We start from the raw sequence: 18,639 nt of genomic DNA on the forward strand, positions 1-18,639 counted from the left end.
CGCCGGCGCACCGCCGTCCCCGGTGGCGCGCCGGCGAGGCGTGAGGTGACCGCCCCTACCGCAGGCCGCGCAGTGGCCCCGCCTCACGGCCCCGGCGGGACCGCGCCGCCTGACGGCCGTACGCCTTCCGGTGGCGCGTCCAGGGCCTGGCCCAGAAGGTGCAGCGGGCCGGCCGTGACTCCGGCCCGTTCCATGGCGTGCCAGTAGGCCAGTGCCGTGGGAGTGTCCACCAGGCCGTGTACGAGGGGCACCTCCGCGTCGGCGGCGTGCAGCAGCGACTCCGCTCGGCAGGACGCCAGCGTGCCGGGGAGGACGTGCTGCGCCGTCGCCTCGGCGGTCGCGACGGCGGCGGGCAGCCCGTGTGCCAGAGTGCGCTGTGCGGCGCCGACCGACAGGAGCCCACCGCCCACGACGAGGACGTCCGCGCGCTCACGCATCCGGGCGAGCGCGCGGCCGGTGTCGAAGCAGTGCGGGAAACTGTCGTCCACGACGACGGCGCCGGGCCTCAGCCGGTCGACGTCGATGAGGGTGCGGTGTCCGCTGACCGCCGCGACGATCACCCCGGCGCCGTAGACCGCGTCGGGCAGGCCGGCATCCGAGGTGTGCACGGCGACCTCCCCGGCCAGGCCGCGATCCCGCAGCGCCCGCGCCAGCCGGCGCAGACGCGGACCGCTGCCCGGAACGTCGCACAGGACGAGCCGGGCGGGCGGGCGCTCGGCCAGCGTCAGCAGCAGCTCCAGCGAGGAGGCCCCGATGGAACCGAGCCCGACCACGGCCAGCTCCGTGTCGGCCAGGTCCCGGCCGGTGGCGGCCAGGGCGGCGTGCACCGTGCGCACCACGGAGACGACCGTGGCCGCGTGCCCGGTGGTGACGGCAGCCGGGGCGCGCGACGCGCGCAGCACGTCGAAACCGTAGCCGGTGAGCGAGGGGATCATCCCGGCCAGGGAGACGCATCGTGCACCCAGCGACGAGGCCGCCTCCACGGCCCGGGCCGTGTGCGCGGCCAGCGCGCTGTCGCCGGCGAGTTCGTCGGCGAACAGCGGGAGGGCCACGAAACCGGAGCGGCCGAGTGGAGTGGCGGTCGTCTCCAGCAGCCGGGGAGCGCCGTCCGGGAACAGCAGCCGCCGGATGTCCTCGCGAGCCGTCCCCGCGCCCGGCAGCCCCGCGCCCGGCAGCACCGCGTCCGGCAGCCCCGCGAGCCGGGCCAGCTCGGCCGGCGGCGGCAGGTAGCCGACGAGTGCGGCGTCGAGCTCCGGCCCGCCCGTACGGCGCGTGCCCGCCCGTCGCCGGTGCCGCGCCGCCCGGAGGACGAGGAGGTCACGCAGTTCCTCGGCGAACGAGGCGAGCGCGGGCCCGTCGAAGGCCGCCGCAGCACCGCGGACGGTGACGCGCAGTCGGTCACCGTCCGGCCGCGCCGCCAGGAAGACGTCGGTACCGGCGGCCGGTGGCGCGAAGTCGCTGTCCTCGTCGTCCCAGCGCACGGACAGGACCTCACCCTCCCGAGGCCCCAGCGCACCGAAGTCGAGGAAGGTGAGGAAGAACTGCGAGGTCAGCGGCAGCCCTCCGGCGTCCCGCGGGACGATCTCCTCGTACGTGCGGGCACTGACCGCCTCCTCGACGACCCGGCGCACCCGCCGCCCGAAGTCGTCCGCGGGTGGCACCGCGGTCCCGGGGCCGAAGGGGCGCACGGCGACGGCGGTGGCGAACGGGCCGAACACGCGGTGGATGTCGGGCAGCGGGTGGTCCCGGCCGGACACGGCCAGGCCGATCACCAGGTCCTCCTGACCGGTGAGCGAGGCGAGCACCTGGTGATAGGCGGTCAGCAGCGGCGCGTACAGGGTGGCCCCGGCCTCGGCGGCGATCTCGCGGAGCGCGCCCACGACGGCGCTGTCCAGGACGAAACCGTGGGAGACGAACGCGGGGGACGAGGCGCCACCCGGTGCTCCCTCCTGCCCGGCCCGGCCCGGGACGGGGGTCCGCAGGACCGGCTTGGCGTAGGGCCGGCACAGCTCGGCTTCGCGCCGCCGGGCGTCGTCTCCGTCCGGGCCCGGGACCGGCGCGGGGGACGCGGCCGGTCCGGCCAGGCGCTCGGCGTACGCGCGGAAGGTGCCGCGCAGTTCGGGGAGTCCGGGCGCCGCACCGCGGGCCAGGGCGTCGTGGACGGTGGTCAGTTCGTCCAGGAGCAGGGCGGCGCTGTAGCCGTCGCCGATCAGATGGTGGGCGTGCACGACCAGGACGTGCTCGTGCGGGGAGAGGGTGAGCACACGCAGTCGCAGAAGCGGCCACGCCCATGGTTCGAAGCGGCGGCGGCGTTCGTCCTCGACCCGCTGCGCCAGGTGCCGCGGTCCGGTCACGGTCTCGAAGTCGACCGGCAGCCGCAGCGCGGGAGGGAGCTCCTGCTGCACCGGGGGCCTCGTCCCGGCGGGGAAGACCGTACGCAGCATCGGATGCCGGGCCACCAGGACGTCGACCGCCCGCTGGAAGAGCTCCCGGTCGAGCGCGCCGGTCAGGCGCAGCCGTGCCAGCCAGGACGTTCCGCTGCCGCGGGAGAGCGCTTCGGCGAGCAGGAAGCCGCGCTGGCCGGAGGTGACCGGGTAGGCCGCCGGGAACCCCGTGCCGGCCGGACCGTCGTCGGCCGGTCGCCGGGTCCGGTCGTCGACGCCGTACGGGCCGCCCGCGTCGGCCGCCGCGGCGTCCACGGCCTCGGCGAGGGCGGCCAGGGTGCGGTGCCGGTAGACGGCGGTGGGCCGGGGCAGCGGGCCGTCACCCTGCCGGGCGAGACGGTCGAAGACCTGAAGGGCCAGCAGCGAGTCACCGCCCAACTCGAAGAAGTCGTCGTGCCGCCCCACCCGGTCGACGCCGAGCACCTCGCACCAGATCCGGCCGAGACGCTCCTCCGTGGCGCTCGCCGCGGGCCACGCGCCCGCGCCCGCGACCGGTCCGGTGTCCGCCGCCGCCCGGGCCCGCGCGGGCAGCGTCCGCCGGTCCCCCGTGACCGGTCCGGTCTCCGCCGTCGCCCGGGCCCGCGTGCGCAGAGCCCGCCGGTCGACCTTGCCGGTGCCGGTCAGGGGCAGGGCGTCCAGGAAGGCGATACGGGCGGGCACCATGTACGGGGGCAGGCGATCCGCCAGGTACCGCCGCAGCGCCACCGCGTCCGCAGCCCCCGCCCCACCCGTCGCCGCACGGGTGACGAAGGCGAACAGGCGCCCGCCATCGGCCAGCACGGCCGCCTGCGCGATCTCCGGATGGGCGCGCAGTGCCGTCTCCACCTCGCCGGGCTCGACACGGTGGCCGCGTATCTTCACCTGGTCGTCGATCCGGCCGGCGAACCGCAGGGCTCCGTCGGGCAGTACGTGCACCCGGTCCCCGCTGCGGTACCAGCGACGTCCGTTGCGCAGCACGAACGCGGCCCGTGTCAGCTCGGGTTCATCCAGGTAGCCGGCGGACAGACCGACGCCGCCGATCAGCAGTTCACCGGTGCCGCCGGGACCGACGGGCTCGTCGTCGGCTCCGACGACGAGCAGCTCGGTCCCCGCGACGGCACGGCCGATCGGCAGCGCCGTGACGTCGTCTGCGGGACGTTCGTCGACCACGTGGTAGGTGGCGTTGATGGTGGTCTCGGTCGGTCCGTAGAGGTTGACGATCCGCTGTCCGGGGCCGAACAGGTCGAACCAGCGCCGCACCCGGTCGGCCCACAGGACCTCCCCGCCGACGTGGACCAGACGCAGCGCGGACAGGTCCGGCAGGCGCTCACCGCGTCGCAGGCGGTCCTCCGCCACGGCCAGCAGCCGCTCCCACAGGGACGGGACCGAGCTCCACACGGTGATCCGCGCCCGCTCCACGTGCCGCAGCAGCAGGTCCGGGTCACGCACCAGGTCACGATCGGTGGTCACCACGGTGGCGCCTGTCAGCAGCGGGGCGAGCAGCTGGCGCACGGAGGCGTCGAAGCAGGGCGAGGAGGTGTTGGCGAGCCGGTCGCCGGGTCCGTAGGCGAAGGCGTCCACTGCCCAGTCGAGGTAGTTCTCCATGGCGCGGAAGGTGATGGGCACGGCCTTGGGGCGGCCGGTCGAGCCGGAGGTGAAGATGACGTACGCCGTGGCCTCCGCGTCCGCGGCCGTCTCGTCGGCGTCGGCGTCGGCGTCGGCGTCGACGTCGACGACGTCACCCGTCGGGCCGGTGACGGAACCGGCGGGGGTGACGGGCAGGGCTGTCACGCCCGTGAGCGCCTGCGCCGCCGGCCGGCCGGCGGCGTCGTGCACGACGACGCGGACGCCGCAGCGGGCCGTCTGTTCCGCCAGCCTCGCCGCCGGGTGTTCGGTGTCCAGCGGCACCCATCCGGCTCCCGCCCGCAGGATGCCGACGACGGCCGTCACCGTGCGGGCACCCGGCGCGGTGAGCACTCCCACCAGGTCCCCCCGCCGCACGCCCCGTTCCCGCAGCCGGCGGGCGAGATCGCGGGTGGCCAGGTCCAGCTCCCCGTACGTCAGGGGCAGCCGGCCGTCGTCGACGGCGACAGCGCCGGCATCGGTGCGGAACCGGTCCGTCAGACGGCCCACGACGGTCGACCGGGGAACGGAGACGGGAACCGGAACGGAGCCGGGAACGGCTCCCGGTACCGCTCCGGGTACGGACACGGGCAGGTCGTTCCGTGGTCGGGGAACAGCGGGTGCCTCGGCGATGGCGCGCAGTTCGCGTGCGAAGTCGTCGGCGTGCCGGGCGGTCGTCGCGGCGGTGAAGAGGCGCTCGGGGGCGTTCCAGGACAGTCCCAGGCGCGGCCCGTCCTCCCAGGCCAAAAGGCTCAGCCGGGTGGCGGCCGATCCTGTGCCCGCGGCCGTCGGCCGTACCTCGACGGGACAGTCCGCGTCCAGCGAGGCCGGGAAGCGGGCGAAGCTGAAGCTCGCCGGGCTCGCCGTACGCGGCCCCGAAGTGTCGCCCGGCAGCAGCCGGGCGAGGTCGAGGCTGCTCACCGTGGCGTGCCGCTCGCACTCCAGCCACGCCTGGCGCACCCGTTCGGCCAGCCGGTGCGGTGGCTCCTCCGGGTCCGTGTCCACCCGCAGGGGCAGGGTGTCGGCGAGCGGGCCGACCAGCCGGTCCAGGCCCGGCAGCCGGGCGTCGCGGCCCGCACGGGCGACGTTGACCGTGACGTCCCGGCGCCCGCTCCACCGGGACAGGCAGCGCACGTGGACGGCCAGCAGGAGATGGAAGAGCGAGACGTTCCACCGGGATGCCCGTGCGCGCAGGGCGGAGACCACGTCCTCGTCCAGCGTGCGGTGTACGGAGAGGAGCGGCCCGGGGCCGTCGTCGTCGTCGGGCCTGCCGTCGTAGGGCAGGGGCAGGGGAGCCAGGCCCGCCAGACGGGTCGTCCAGTACGCGATGTCCTCGGCACGGGCGGCGGGGCGCCGCGCGTCGGCGACGTAGGCGGCGAAGTCCGCGGCGGCGGGCAACGCGGCGCCGCCCCGGCCGAGGGCGAGGGCGGTGTAGAGCGTCCACAGCTCCGTACCGAGGACGTTCAGGCTGTAACCGTCGGCGGCGGCATGGTGCACGGCGATGACCAGGTGCGCCAGCCCGGGGGCCTCGGTCACCAGAAGGGCGCGCACGGGGGGCTGTGTCGTGAGGTCGAGCGGCCGGTTGGCCAGTTCGGTCTCCAGCGCTTCGAGCGCCGCTCCGCCCGCGGAGCACGACCGGGTCTCGAACCACACGCCGGGGTCCACCCCCGGCGCCACGGTCTGGTGCGGCACCCCGCCGTCGTGTCCGATCCGCATCCGCAGCATGCCGTGCCGTTCGACCAGCGTGGCGAGGGCGAGGCGCAGCAGCCCCGCGTCGAGCGGCCCCCGGACGGTCTGTCGCACCCACCCGCGGGCCGGGGTCCGGGGATAGAGCACGCTGCTGGTGTACAGGGCCAGTTGGACGGGGGTGAGCGCGAAGGGCTCGCCCTCGGCGACGGCGACGGCGACGGCGACGGGGGCGGGGACGGGACTCGTGCCCTCAGGCGATGCCGCCGGCGACGGCGTGCCCGCGTCGACGGACGGATCGCCGAGGTGGGCGGCCAGTTCACGCACCGTACGGTGCTCGAAGAACAGCGTGGCCGGCAGGTCCCGGCCCAGCGCGCGTTCGAGCCGCCGGACCAGGTCGACCGCCGTGAGCGAGTCGAGGCCGAGCGAGAGGAAGGGCTCGTCCTGGCCGACGGCCTCCGGCGGCAGGGAGAGGGCCTCGGCGAGGAGCGATCGCAGCAGGACATGGATCGTGGGCGCGTCACCGGGCGCGACCGCGGGGACGGCGGGCCGCTCCGCGGCTCCCTCGGGAGCGGCTATTCGCAGGGCGGCGCCGCTCCGTCCGGGACGATCGCTCCGCAGGGGATCGGCGCTCCGTACGGCGGCGCCTGTTCGCACGGGGTCGTCGGTCCGTACGGGGTCGTCGGTTCGTACGGCGGCGGTGCTCCGTTTGGGATCGGCGTTCCGCACATGGTCATCGGTTCGCACGGCGGCGTCGGTTCGTATGGGATTGGCGCTCCGCACGGGGTCGTCGGCTCGTACGGCATCGCCGGTTCGTACCAAGTCACCGGTCCGCACGGGGTGACCGGTGCCGCCGGGGGCACCGCTTGCCGCAGGACCACCGGTCCGTACCGCGGCGTCCGGATACACCGGACCGCGCGTGGGTACGGCGTCGTCCGTCCGTACGGCGGCCTCCGCCGAGGCATCCGTGGCGGTCGGCCGCGCCCCGGCACCGCCTGTACCCGCCCCCGTGCCCGCACTCGTGCCCGTGCCCGCACCCGCACTCGTGCCCGTGCCCGTGCCCGTGCCCGCACCCGCACTCGTGCCCGTGCCCGCACCCGCACTCGCACCCGTGCCCGCACCCGCACTCGCACCCGTGCCCGCACCCGCACTCGCACCCGTGCCCGCACCCGTGCCCGCACCCGCACTCGCACCCGCGGCGGCCGTTCCCGCCGGCGGGGCAGGGGTCTGCGCGGTGGCGGCGAGCCCGGCGGTCAGGTCGGCGACGACCACCTGCGCCGCGTCGACCGCGCAGGCCGCCCGCACGGCGCGCAGCGCCTCGGCCGGAGCCAGGGGTGAGCCGTCGGCTCGCGGGAACCCACGGTCTCCGAACCCGGCGGCCAGCCCGGTACGGGCAACGGCGCCGAGGTTCAGCGACAGCCAGCGGCGGCCGGCGGCGCGTTCCGCCGCGGCGAACGCGTCGAGGAAGGCGTTGGCCGCCGCGTAGTCGCCGAGAGCACCCGCGGCGCCGGGAAGGACCGAAGCCACCGAGGAGAGGGCCACGCACAGTGCGGGACGGTGCCCGTGGCGGTCCAGGGCACGCGCCAGCAGCCGGGTGCCGTGCGTCTTGGCGGCGAGCGCCAGGCGCGTGTCCTGCGGAGCGGTGCCGCGCAGCGAGCCCGGCACGGCCACTCCGGCGGCGTGCAGGACGACATCCGGCGCGGGACCCGCCGACAGGAGGGCGTCGAGGTGCTGTTCGTCCGTCACGTCGGCCTGCCGGTACAACGCGTCGGCCCCCAGTTCGCCGAGCTGCGCGAGCAGCCCGGCGGGCGGCTGCGCGGAGCGCCCGGCGAGAACCAGCGTCGGGCGGCCACGCCCGGCGAGGTCGCGGGCGAGCGCCGCGCCGAGACCGCCCGCACCGCCGGTGATCAGGTAGACGCCGTCCGCGGGCAGTGGATCGACACGGTTCGGCACGACGGTGCCGGGCAGGGACCCCACACCTCGGAGCAGTCGGGTCCCGCCGCGCCAGGCGGCCACCTCCGTACCGCCCTGAGAGGCGGTCAGCTCGGCCAGCACCGCGTCGAGTCGCCGCTCGAACGGGTCGCGGGAGGACAGGTCGGCGCAGGCCAGCTGGGCGCCCGCGGTTTCGTACGGGAAGGCGAGGGCCAGCCCGGTGACCAGAGCCTGGTCCGGCCTCGGCCGGGCCTCGCCGGCGGCACCGGTGCCGTGGGCGTCCTCGGTGAGCACCAGCAGGCGCCGCGCGCCGACCCGGTCGAACTGCCGCACCGTGTCCCGGAAGGCGGCCGCCGCGTCGGCGCCGTCCCCGCACGGCGCGGTACCCGCGAGGTGGACGACGGTGTGGACGGACTCCGCCTGCCGGTGCGCCACCGGAACGCCGCGCCCGGCCAGCCGCGCGGACAGTTCCCGCACCGCGTCCGCGTCGGGCCCGGTGACCAGGGTGACCGGGGTGACCGGGGCCGCCCCTGCGGGCCCGGCCGGGGCGCCCGGTGCCCAGGTGATCCGGTGCAGCAGCCGGCTGGCGTCGGGGCCGGGCCAGTAGGACCGCCGCTGGAAGGGATAGGTGGGCAGCGGCACACGGCGCCCCGTCGGTGTCAGGGCGGCGTGGTCGACGGAGACTCCGCGGGTCCACAGCCGGGCGACGGTACGCAGCAGCGCGCCCCGCCCGTGGTCCGCATCCCGGTGCGTGCCGCGTCCGTGGTCCAGATCCGGGGGCGCGGCGGGCAGGGCGGAGAGCACGGTCACGGGGGAGCCGGACCGGGCGGCGGTGGCCGCGCGCAGCGCGCCCGGCAGGTCGGTGCCGGGCCCGACCTCGACGAAGGTGTCGAATCCGTCTTCGGCCAGTCGTCGTGCCGCGGGGGCGAACAGGACCGGGCGCAGGAGGTGTTCGCGCCAGTGGGCGGCGTCGGGGACGGCGTCCCAGTCCGCGGTCAGGGTGCTCAGCAGCGGGATCCGTCCGGTGCCGGGCGACAGGGCGCGCGCGGCGTCGTGCACCGCCGGGGCGGCCGGTTCCATCAGCGGCGAGTGGAAGGCTCGCGTGACCCGCAGCCTGCGCGCGGTGACGCCCCGCGCGGCCAGCTCCGCCAGAGCGTCCTCCACCGCCGGCACCGAACCGGACAGCACCACCCGGCCGGGCGCGTTGCGGGCCGCGACGGACAGGGTGCCGCCCGATCCGGCGACCAGCTCCTCCACGACGTCGTCCGCGCCGCGCACCGAGGCCATGGCACCCCGCTCGGTCAGCTCGGCTATCGCCCGCCCGCGGGCGGCGGCGAAGCGCACCGTGTCGGCGAGCGGCAGCAGACCCGCGGCACACGCCGCGGTCAGCTCCCCGACACTGTGGCCGGCGACCGCGTCGGGCGTCACGCCCCAGGCAGCGAGCTGACGGGCCAGCGCCACCCCGAAGGCCACCAGGACGGGTTGGGTGATCTCGGTGCGGGCCAGGTCGGCGGCATCGGCGGCGGGATCGGTGCACCAGTGGGTGAGGGAACGGCCCCGCAGCGGGCCGAGCGCGGCGGCCGCCTCGTCGAGGGCGTCGCGAAACGCGGGCGCCGTGGCGTACAGCCGTGCCGCCATGCCCGGCCGCTGGGCGCCCTGGCCGGGGAAGAGGAAGGCGAGGCGGGGGCGGGTGCGGACGGTGCCGGTGAACGCGTCCGGGGACGGGGAACTGCCATCCGTCACGCGGTCCACGGCCACGGCCGCCAGCCGTGCGCGGAGGTCGTCACCGTCGTCGCAGACGAGGGCGAGCCGGTGCCGGTCGTCGTCCCGGGCCGTCGCGGCCGTCAGGCACACGTCGGCCGCGGAGGCCAGGGGGTGGGCGTCCAGGTGGTCCGCCAGGTCGCGGACCGAGGCGTGCAGCGCCGGCTGGGTGGCGGCGGACAGGGCCAGCAGGTGAGGACCCTCTTCGGGGTCGTCCGCCCGCGCGGCGTGCGGTCGGTGTCCGGTAGCCTGCTCCAGCACGGCATGTGCGTTGGTGCCGCCGAAGCCGAAGGCGTTGACACCCGCGAGCAGCGGGCCTCCGGAGGGCGGCGAGGGCCAGGGCAGCAGCCGCTCGGGCACCTGGAAGCCGTAGCGGGCGACGAGCGGGGAGGGCGGGTCGGCGTGCAGCGACGGCGGCACCTGGCCGTGCCGGAGCGCCAGCACGACCTTGACCAGGCCGGGCAAAGCGGCGGCGTTCAGCAGGTGGCCGATGTTGGCTTTGGCCGAACCCAGCAGCCGGGGGCCCGCGCCGGGAACCGGAGGGAAGGCGTGGGCGAGGGACTTCAGCTCCACCGGGTCGCCGAGGGCGGTGCCGGTGCCGTGCGCCTCGACGTAGGTCACCTCGGCCGGGTCGATGCCCGCCGCCTCGTGGGCGGCCGTGATGACCTCTCGCTGACGGGCGGGATTGGGGGCCATCAGGCTCAGCGAGGTGCCGTCGTTGTTGACGGCGGTGCCGCGCACCAGCGCGAGCACGTCGTCGTCGGCCAGCCGGGCGTCCTCCGCCCGCCGCAGCACGAGGACGGCGCCGCCCTCGCCGGGCACGAAGCCGTCGGCGTCGGCGGCGAACGCCCGGCTGCGGCCGGTCGGCGACAGCGCCTGCGCCGCGTGCAGCATGCGGTGCGCGGCAGGGGTGAGGTGCAGGTTGACGCCGCCGACCAGGGCGATGTCGCACTCGCCCGCCATGAGACTGCGGCGGGCCAGGTGCACGGCGACCAAGGCGGACGAACAGGCGGTGTCCACCACCAGGGCGGGACCGTCCAGATCGAAGCTCTGCGCGATCCGGGCGGCGAGGAGGTTGGGCAGGTTCCCGGTCAGTGCCGAGGCCGCCAGGTCCGTGGCTCCCTCCCGGGCCGCCCGCTCCAGCAGCTCCCGGTAGCCGCTGTCCCCGCCCGCCACGAACACGCCGATGCGCCGGGGACGGCGACGTGGACCGGCGTAACCGGCCCGCTCCAGGGCCTCGTGCGCCAGTTCCAGCAGCAGACGGGCCTGCGGGTCGAGGGTACGGGCCTCCTCCTCCCGGATCCCGAAGCGGGCCGCGTCGAAGGCGTCCGGGTCCGTGAGGAACGCGCCCCAGCCGGCCGCGGGCACCTCCTCGCCGTCCCAGCGGTGCGGCGGCACGCGGGTGACGCGGTCCCTCCCCTCCGTGAGGAGCCGCCAGTACGCCTCCGGCGTGTCGGCGCCCGGAAAACGGCAGGCGAGACCGATGACGGCAAGCGCCTCGCGCGTCTGCCGCCCCGGCCCGTAGGAGGGGTCCGCGGGGCGCGGCGCGTCGCTGCCTGCGGTGGTCGCTCCGTACGGCGCACCGCTGCCCGCGGTGGTCGTTCCGTACGGCGCACCGCTGCCTGCGGTGGTCGTTCCGTACGGCGCACCGCTGCCTGCGGTGGTCGCTCCGTACGGCGCACCGCTGCCCGCGGTGGTTGCTCCGCGCGGCGTAAGGCGCTCTCCGGTGGTCGCTCCGCGCGGCGAACCGCGTTCTCCAGTGGTCGTGTCGTGCGTCGCGTCGGGCTGCACCGTCGTTGCCCCGTGCGTCGTGTCGGGGTGCACCGTCGTTGCCCCGTGCGTCGCATCGGGGTGCATTGACATCGCCCCGTGCGGCGCGTCGCGGTCTACCGCCGTTGCCCCGCTCGGCACATCACGGCCCCCGGCGGGCACATCACGGCCGGGCACATCACGGCCCCCGGCGGGCGCACCGCCCCCCGCCCGCGCCAGGAGATGGTCGACGACCCCGGCCACCGTGTCCGCCCCGTCGCGCAGTGCCGCCGGCTCCAGCGGCACGCCGAAGGCGTCCTCCAGCGCGGTCAGCACCTCCATCGCCTTGAGCGAAGTGCCGCCCAGCGCACGGAACGAGGCGTGCGCGTCGATCCGCGCACCGTCGAGCCCCAGTACCTCGGCCCACACGTCGCGGACAATCCGCTCGACGGCTGCCCGTGACCGCGCGGGACCGGCGCCGGCCGCCGATCGCGGTCCGGCGGAGGAAGGGGGCGCCGCCGCGGCGGCTCGGCGCACGACGGCGTGGGGGAAACGGCCCGCCTCGAACCGTTCCCGCAGCACGTGGCGGCGCACCTTCCCGCTGGTGGTGCGGGGGAACCGGCCGGGTGGCAGGGCGACGACCCGTACGCCGTCATGGAACAGCGCCTCACCCACCCGGTCGGCGACCCGGCGCAGCACCTCGTCGGCCGCGCGCGGCGGGCGGGCCCAGGCGACGAACACCACCACCCGTTCGCCGCCGGTGACCGGGTCGGTGGACCCCACCACCGCGGTGGTGCCGGGCGGCAGCCCGGGCGTGGCGGCGGCGACGTCCTCGAGGTCGGCGGCGTGGTGCTTCAGCCCGTTCAGGAACAGCACGTCCTTGTGACGGCCGGTCACGCACAGCCGCCCGTCGCGCAGGAAACCCGTGTCCCCGGTGCGCAGCCACCCGTCGGCGGTGAAGGCGTCGGCGGTGGCCTCGGGCAGCCGGTGGTAGCCACGGGCGAGCTGCGGACCGCGCACCTGTATGTGTCCCACGCGCCGGTCGCCGGCCACGCGCCCGGTGTCGTCGACGATCCGGACGTCACAGCCGGGGACGGGATGCCCGACGTCCATGAGCTCGACGGCGGAAGCGGCCGGGGCCGGGGCGTCCACGGCGAGGCCCCGGCCGAGCGCCGCGCGGTCCAGCGCCACCGGTACGGCCACCTCTCCGGGGGGCGGGAAGGTCACGGCGAGCGTGGCCTCGGCCAGGCCGTACACCGGTTGCAGAGCATGCGGTGCCAGTCCCGCGAGTCCCGCGCGACGGGAGAAGTCACGCCAGACCGACGCGGAGATCGGCTCGGCACCCACGACGAGCCGCCGGACGCGGGAGAGGTCGAAGCCCGCCATGTCCTCGTCGGTCAGCCGCCGGTTGACCAGCGCGAGGGCGAAGTTGGCGGCCGACAGGTGCGTGGCCCGGTGCGCGGTGGCCACCTCGAACCAGATCCCGGGCCGCCGGGCGAACGCCAGAGGGCCGATCTTCACCTGCCTGGCCCGGACGGCGAGCGGCGCGAGGTGCGTACCGATCAGGCCCATGTCGTGGAAGTACGGCATCCAGCTGACCACCACGCCACCGGCGCCCAGACCGGAGGCGGCCGCGATCTGGCGCAGGTTGGCGGTCACCGCGGCATGGGTGAGTTCCACGCCCTTGGGCACACCGGTGCTGCCGGAGGAGAACTGCACGAACGCCGGCCCGTCGGGCTCGCACGTCCCGGGCCCGTCCAGCTCGTCGCCGTCGCGCACCGCGTCCAGCCGCAGGACGGTCACTCCGGCGGGCAGACGGCGCGCCGGCTCCTCACCGGCCGCGTCCACGAAGACGGGTGGCCGGCCCAGGTGCTCCCACACCGGCAGCACCCGGCGCACGTCCGCCGCGAGCGGCACCGGCACCAGCCCCGCGCCGACCAGCCCCCAGAACATCACCTGGAAGTCCTCGCTGCGGTCGGCGACCAGCGGTACGCACGTGCCCGGTGCGATCCCGCACGCGCGCAGCCCTCCGGCGACCCGCCGGGCGTCGTGCAGCAACTGGCCGTACGTCACCTCGTGCTCGCCGCCGTCGGCGCGTACGTGCACGGTCACCTGCTCGGGGGCTTCGCTCGCGGCCTTTCGCAGGACGTTCCACAGGGTGCTGTCGCTCATCGTCCGTTCTCGCACGTCGGGGGACACGATCCGCGGCCGGAGCGCGCCGCTCGACGGCAGCCCCCTTCGAGACGCTTCCAGCCACCGCCACGCCCGCGCGTGCAGGCTACCGGAGCACCGGGCGAGCCTCGTGGACGCATGCGCGAGGCCTCATCGGCCGCACGTCAGGAGGGTGCTGCGGCCGGTGGCGTCCAGGGCTTCGCAGACGGGGTGGGCACTCGTGCGGCCCATCTCCTCATAAAAGACCACTCCCGGAGCCTGTTGTTACGGGGACAGGTGTGCGCGCCGTGGTACGGGATAGCAGGAAGTGGATTCAAGCCATGATCGTGAAGGGTGCCGCCGGTGTCTCAGGAGCAACGCAGACGGGGCCAGAGGCTGAGGCTGCCGGTGAAGGCGGCCCTGCCGGGCCGTCACCCCCATGAGGACAAGGCGCCCGTCACCGACCGGGTGGTGTTCGGGGTGACGGCTGTGCTGACCTTGGGCTTCGTGATTTGGGGGGCGACGGCCACGGAGGCGTTGGAGCGTGTCTCCGACACGCTGCTGGACGCTTTGATGCACAACGGCGGCTGGGCGTTCGTCCTGGCCGCTTCCGGTTTCGTCGTCTTCGCGCTCTGGCTGGCCGTCAGCCGGTACGGGCGGATCGAGCTGGGCCAGGAGCACGAGAAGCCGGAGTTCAGCACCGTCTCCTGGGTCGCCATGATGTTCAGCGCCGGCATGGGCATCGGTCTGATGTTCTACGGCGTCAGTGAGCCCCTCGCGCACTACACCACCCCGCCGCCGGGCACCGACCCCGCGGACTCGGCGGACGCCATGCAGACGGCGCTCGCCACCACGCTGTTCCACTGGACGCTGCACCCGTGGGCCATCTACGCGGTGGTCGGTCTGGCCATCGCGTACAGCACCTTCCGGCGGCGCAGGCGGCAGACGATCAGTGCCGTGTTCGTCCCGCTCATCGGGAAGAAGCGTGCCGAAGGCGCACCGGGCCGGGTGATCGACATCCTGGCGATCTTCGCCACGCTCTTCGGTTCCGCGACCTCGCTCGGGCTCGGCGCGCTGCAGATCGGCAGCGGCATGCACGAGATCGGGTGGCTGGGCAGGGCCGGGACGGGACTGCTCGTCACCATCATCGGCGTGCTGACGGTGTGCTTCGTCCTCTCGGCCGTCTCCGGGGTGGAGCGGGGCATTCAGTGGCTTTCCAACACCAACATGGTGCTGGCCGTGATCCTCGCGGTCTTCGTGTTCGTCGTCGGTCCGACCATTCTGGTCCTGGACCTGATCCCGACGTCCCTGGCCGCGTACTTCGGTGATCTGCCGCAGCTGATCGGCCGCACCGAGGCGTCCACCGGCGGCGGTGACGTCGCCGACTGGCTGAGCAGCTGGACCGTCTTCTACTGGGCCTGGTGGATCTCCTGGACGCCGTTCGTCGGCATGTTCATCGCCCGCATCAGCCGGGGGCGCACGATCCGTCAGTTCGTCGGCGGCGTCATCCTGGTGCCCAGCACCGTCAGCCTGGTCTGGTTCGCCGTCTTCGGCGGTACGGCCATGCGCCTGAAGGAACAGGGAAGCCTCGGCGGGGCGACCACGCCCGAGGCGCAGCTGTTCGGCGTGCTCCAGGAGTTCCCGGCCGCCGGCGTGATGAGCCTGCTCGTGATGATCCTGGTCGGCATCTTCTTCATCTCCGGCGCCGACGCGGCGTCGATCGTGATGGGCACCCTCTCCCAGAAGGGCACCTTCGAGCCCGCCCGGTTCGTCGTCGTCTTCTGGGGCGTGGTGACCGGCGGTGTGGCGGCGGTGATGCTGCTGGTCGGCGAGGGCAAGGGCGATGCCCTCGCGGGCCTGCAGCACCTGACGATCCTCGTCGCGGCCCCCTTCGTCCTGGTGATGATCGGCATGTGCTGGGCCCTGTTGCGCGATCTTCGCCGGGACCCGCTGATCGTCCGCCACGAACTCGCCGAAGAGGCGGTGGAGGAAGCGGTGATCGCGGGCCACGAGAAGTACGCGGGCGACTTCGAGATCCGCATCGGCCCGTCGCAGGACGAGTCCCCGACGGGGGCAACACCCGACGGCCGTGACCGCAAGGACCCCGGGTCCCCGCCTCCGGCCCCCTGACACGCCGTGGCGACCCCGGCGCCGGTCCCGGCCGGGCCGGGGTTCCGGTCGCAGACCCGGGTCCCTCTCCGCCGGGCGAGGGCCGGGTTCCTCCAAGTGCGCGCCTCGTCTGGCAGGTGCAGCCGATCACCGTGAGCCTGAGTTCGGCGCCCTGCGTCCGCAGCGGCGCGCGTGTCTGGAAGGACTCAGATGTCTGAACGCAACACGGTCATGCGCAGTCTGCACGACATCGGCCTGGCGGCGTGGTTCGGAGGCTCTCTCATGGGAGCCGTCGGGTTGAACGGAGCTGCCCGCAACGCCGTGAGGGAGTCGCGCCTCGGCGCGCGGATCGCCAGCGCCGGCTGGGCCGCCTGGACCCCGGTGAACGCGGTCGCGATCGGCGCCCACCTGGTGGGCGGCGCCGGCCTGCTGGGCGCCAACAGCGCCCGGGTGGCCTACCAGAGCGGCGTGGGGGCCTCCACCCTCGCCAAGACGGTCCTCACCGGAGCCGCCCTCGCCGCCACCGCCTACAGCCGCGTCCTGGGCAAGAAGGTCGAACTCGCCTCGTCGACCGACTTCGAGGACCAAGAGGCCGCCGCCGACCACCCCGTGGACCTGGATCAGGCGCAGCGCCACCTCGCCGTGCTGCAGTGGGGTCCTCGTGCTCAACGCCCTGCACGGAGAGCAGCAGCGCCCCCAGCAGCAGGCCGGAATGCTCCGCCGCGCCGCCTCACCGCTGGTCATGGCGGGCGGCAGAGGCATGGCCGCCGTACGCCATGTCGGCCACCACGGCCCCATGGCCGACCACAGCTGGCCCACAGGCCGGATGGCCGACCACAGCTGACCCGTAGGCCGGATGGCCGCCCACAGCTGAGCCGCAGGCCGGATGGCCGCCCACAGCTGACCTTCAGGCCGGCCCGTTCCTCCGGCCCCGCGCCGGGGCCGCTCGGTCGGCTGCTCGGCACCCCGAGACCGATCGCCCACCCACCCGACGTCATGCCCCCAAGGAGGCAGGCCATGGCCCGAGCCACCACGACCAAGGTGACGCAGCCCGTCACGGACGACAGCATCAAGGTGCGCCAACTCAGCCACTACCAGTTCAGCTGGGTCGCGGGTGAGCCCGCCGCCCCCGGCACCCTGACCCTGCAGCTCGTACTCGACGAAGGGGCCTGGGAGGAGGTGCTGACCGTGGACGCCGACGACGCCGACGTCCTCCAGGACCTCCTGCGCAGCACCCCGACCGTGCACTACGACGTCAGCCGCCGAACCCTCATGTTCGGCGTGACCGCCGTCGGCACCTGAACGACCCACGACCGGCCGCGCCGACCGCCGGTGCGGCGCCGCGGCCGTGCACCGGCGCCTCCTGGAGCGCCCGACGGCGACGCCCGTCTCACGAGAGGGCGGGGCGAAGACGTGCGGGCGGCCCGTCGCGGAGCGCTGCGACGGGCCGCCCGCGACGGGCTACTTGCGCCTGCCCCGCATGATGACCAGAAGTCCGACCGCGAGACTACGACCAGTACCGCGAGGGCAAGCCCCGTGGGCGGGCTTGCACCCCGGTCATCGCGATCTTCAGGCAGCTCCCTGTCCAGCCCGTGGGACAACTCTCGCCCTGTGGCACGGACATCGGAGGACCCTCCACCTCGACTCTTCGTCCTGTTGTCGGCGGCGTGCTGAGGACGCCCGGAAACCGACCGTTATCCCACTCTCGCCGGCAGGTCTCGACGGCCGGAGCCGACGGAGCCGACGGAGCCGACGGAGCCCGGACGTCCTCGGCGGTCGGCACTCAGAAGCCGATCCGAGACCTTCGACCGGGCGTCCTTTCCCGACCGACCGACCGACCGACCGACCGACCGACCGTCCGCCACGTCGACGGCGCGGCCGCATCCGCAGGAGGCTTCCCGCCGGAAGGCTTGGCGGAGCGCCCGCCACGCACCGGCCGTACACCGCACGCTGTCGACCGGACGGGCGGGTGAGCCGGCCGGCCGGGCGGGGTCGCCGTCGTCGAGAGGGAGTGCAGCGCGGACATGACGCACAGCAGCGACATCGCCATCGTCGGTGGCGGAGCGGCCGGCCTCTCGCTGGCCTGGCGGCTGCTCGACGGGCCGCCCGGGGCCCGTACCCCGGACGTCGTCCTCGTCGACGCGCCTGCCGGACCGCTGCGGCCGGCCGAACGCACCTGGTGCTACTGGGAGGCCGGACCGGGTGCCTACGACACGCTGCTCACCGCCCACTGGAACCGGCTGCGCGTCCGCGCGCCGGACGGCACCGGCCCCGCGCGAGACCTCGGAGGGCTGCGCTACAAGATGCTCCGCTCCGCGGCCTTCGAACGGGGCCTGGAGGGCCGCCTGGCCGGACTGCGCCGGATCGAGGGCACCGTCGAGCACATCGCCGACGGCGCCGGGGGCGCCGAACTGACGTACCGCACCACCGACGGCACCGTGCGGACCCTGCGCGCCCGCTGGGTCTACGACTCCAGGCCCCCCACCGCACCACCCCCCCGCGCGGGTCGCGCTGCTCCAGCACTTTCGCGGCTGGTTCGTGCACTGCGACCGGCCGGTCTTCGATCCCGCCACCGTCGAACTGATGGACTTCCGCACACCGCAGCCCGCGCACGGACTCTCCTTCGGATACGTCCTGCCCACCGGCCGCCACGAAGCACTGGTCGAATACACCGAGTTCAGCCGCGCCCCCCTGCCGGACGCGGCCTACGACGAGGCCCTGCGCCACTACGCCGAGCGGGTGCTGGCGCTCGGCCCGTACCGGGTGACGGCCACCGAGCAGGGCGCCATCCCGATGACCGACGGGCGCCACGAGCGCCGTCCCGGCCGGCACGTCTTCCGCATCGGCGCGGCCGGGGGAGCGGTCCGCCCCTCCACCGGCTACGCCTTCTCCGCCATCCAGCGCCAGACCAGGGCCGTCGCGGACGCCGTGCACGCCGGCCGGACCCCCGCACCGCCGCCCGCCCACCCGGCGCGAGCCCTCGCCATGGACGCCGTCCTGCTGCGCGCTCTCGACACCGGCCGCCTCGACGGGCCCGCCTTCTTCACCCGCCTCTTCCGAGACGTACCCGCCGCGCGCCTGCTCCGGTTCCTCGACGGCACCACCCGCCTCGCCGAGGAGTTCTCCCTCGGCCTGCGCACGCCCGTCCTCACCATGCTCCGCACCGCCGCCGAATTGCCCCTGCTCGCCCGCCGTCCCTGACCGA

3 protein-coding genes and 2 pseudogenes are annotated in these 18,639 nt (G+C 75.2%); 4 read left to right on the plus strand and 1 reads right to left on the minus strand.

Going from position 1 to position 18,639, the window contains the following annotated elements; translation table 11 throughout:
- Nucleotides 1-83 precede the first annotated feature (83 nt).
- A complete protein-coding gene (locus ABD954_RS33210; protein WP_345491772.1) occupies nucleotides 84-13,346 on the minus strand; it encodes a non-ribosomal peptide synthetase/type I polyketide synthase in 13,263 nt (4,420 codons plus the stop codon).
- 381 nt (nucleotides 13,347-13,727) lie between these two features.
- Here ABD954_RS33210 and ABD954_RS33215 point away from each other — a divergent pair, with 381 nt between their 5' ends.
- From ABD954_RS33215 to ABD954_RS33230, 4 genes and pseudogenes are all read left to right on the plus strand, one after another.
- On the plus strand, nucleotides 13,728-15,455 hold the full coding sequence (locus tag ABD954_RS33215; protein WP_345492635.1) for a BCCT family transporter: 1,728 nt from the start codon (nucleotides 13,728-13,730) through the stop codon (nucleotides 15,453-15,455).
- 189 nt (nucleotides 15,456-15,644) lie between these two features.
- A pseudogene (locus ABD954_RS33220) lies at nucleotides 15,645-16,278 on the plus strand (hypothetical protein).
- Nucleotides 16,279-16,451: 173 nt separating this feature from the next.
- Complete coding sequence (locus ABD954_RS33225) at nucleotides 16,452-16,736, plus strand: hypothetical protein (RefSeq protein ID WP_345491774.1); 285 nt, start codon at nucleotides 16,452-16,454, stop codon at nucleotides 16,734-16,736.
- A gap of 722 nt (nucleotides 16,737-17,458) precedes the next feature.
- A pseudogene (locus ABD954_RS33230) lies at nucleotides 17,459-18,635 on the plus strand (lycopene cyclase family protein).
- The last annotated feature ends 4 nt before the right edge of the window (nucleotides 18,636-18,639 follow it).

It is taken from the genome of Streptomyces roseoviridis (assembly GCF_039535235.1).
Classification (GTDB): Bacteria; Actinomycetota; Actinomycetes; order Streptomycetales; family Streptomycetaceae; genus Streptomyces; species Streptomyces roseoviridis.

Bases quoted from the DNA above. Each gene is read 5' to 3' on its own strand.
- ABD954_RS33210 (WP_345491772.1), bottom strand. From the start codon at position 13,346: ATGAGCGACAGCACCCTGTGGAACGTCCTGCGAAAGGCCGCGAGCGAA.
- ABD954_RS33225 (WP_345491774.1), top strand. From the start codon at position 16,452: ATGGCCCGAGCCACCACGACCAAGGTGACGCAGCCCGTCACGGACGAC.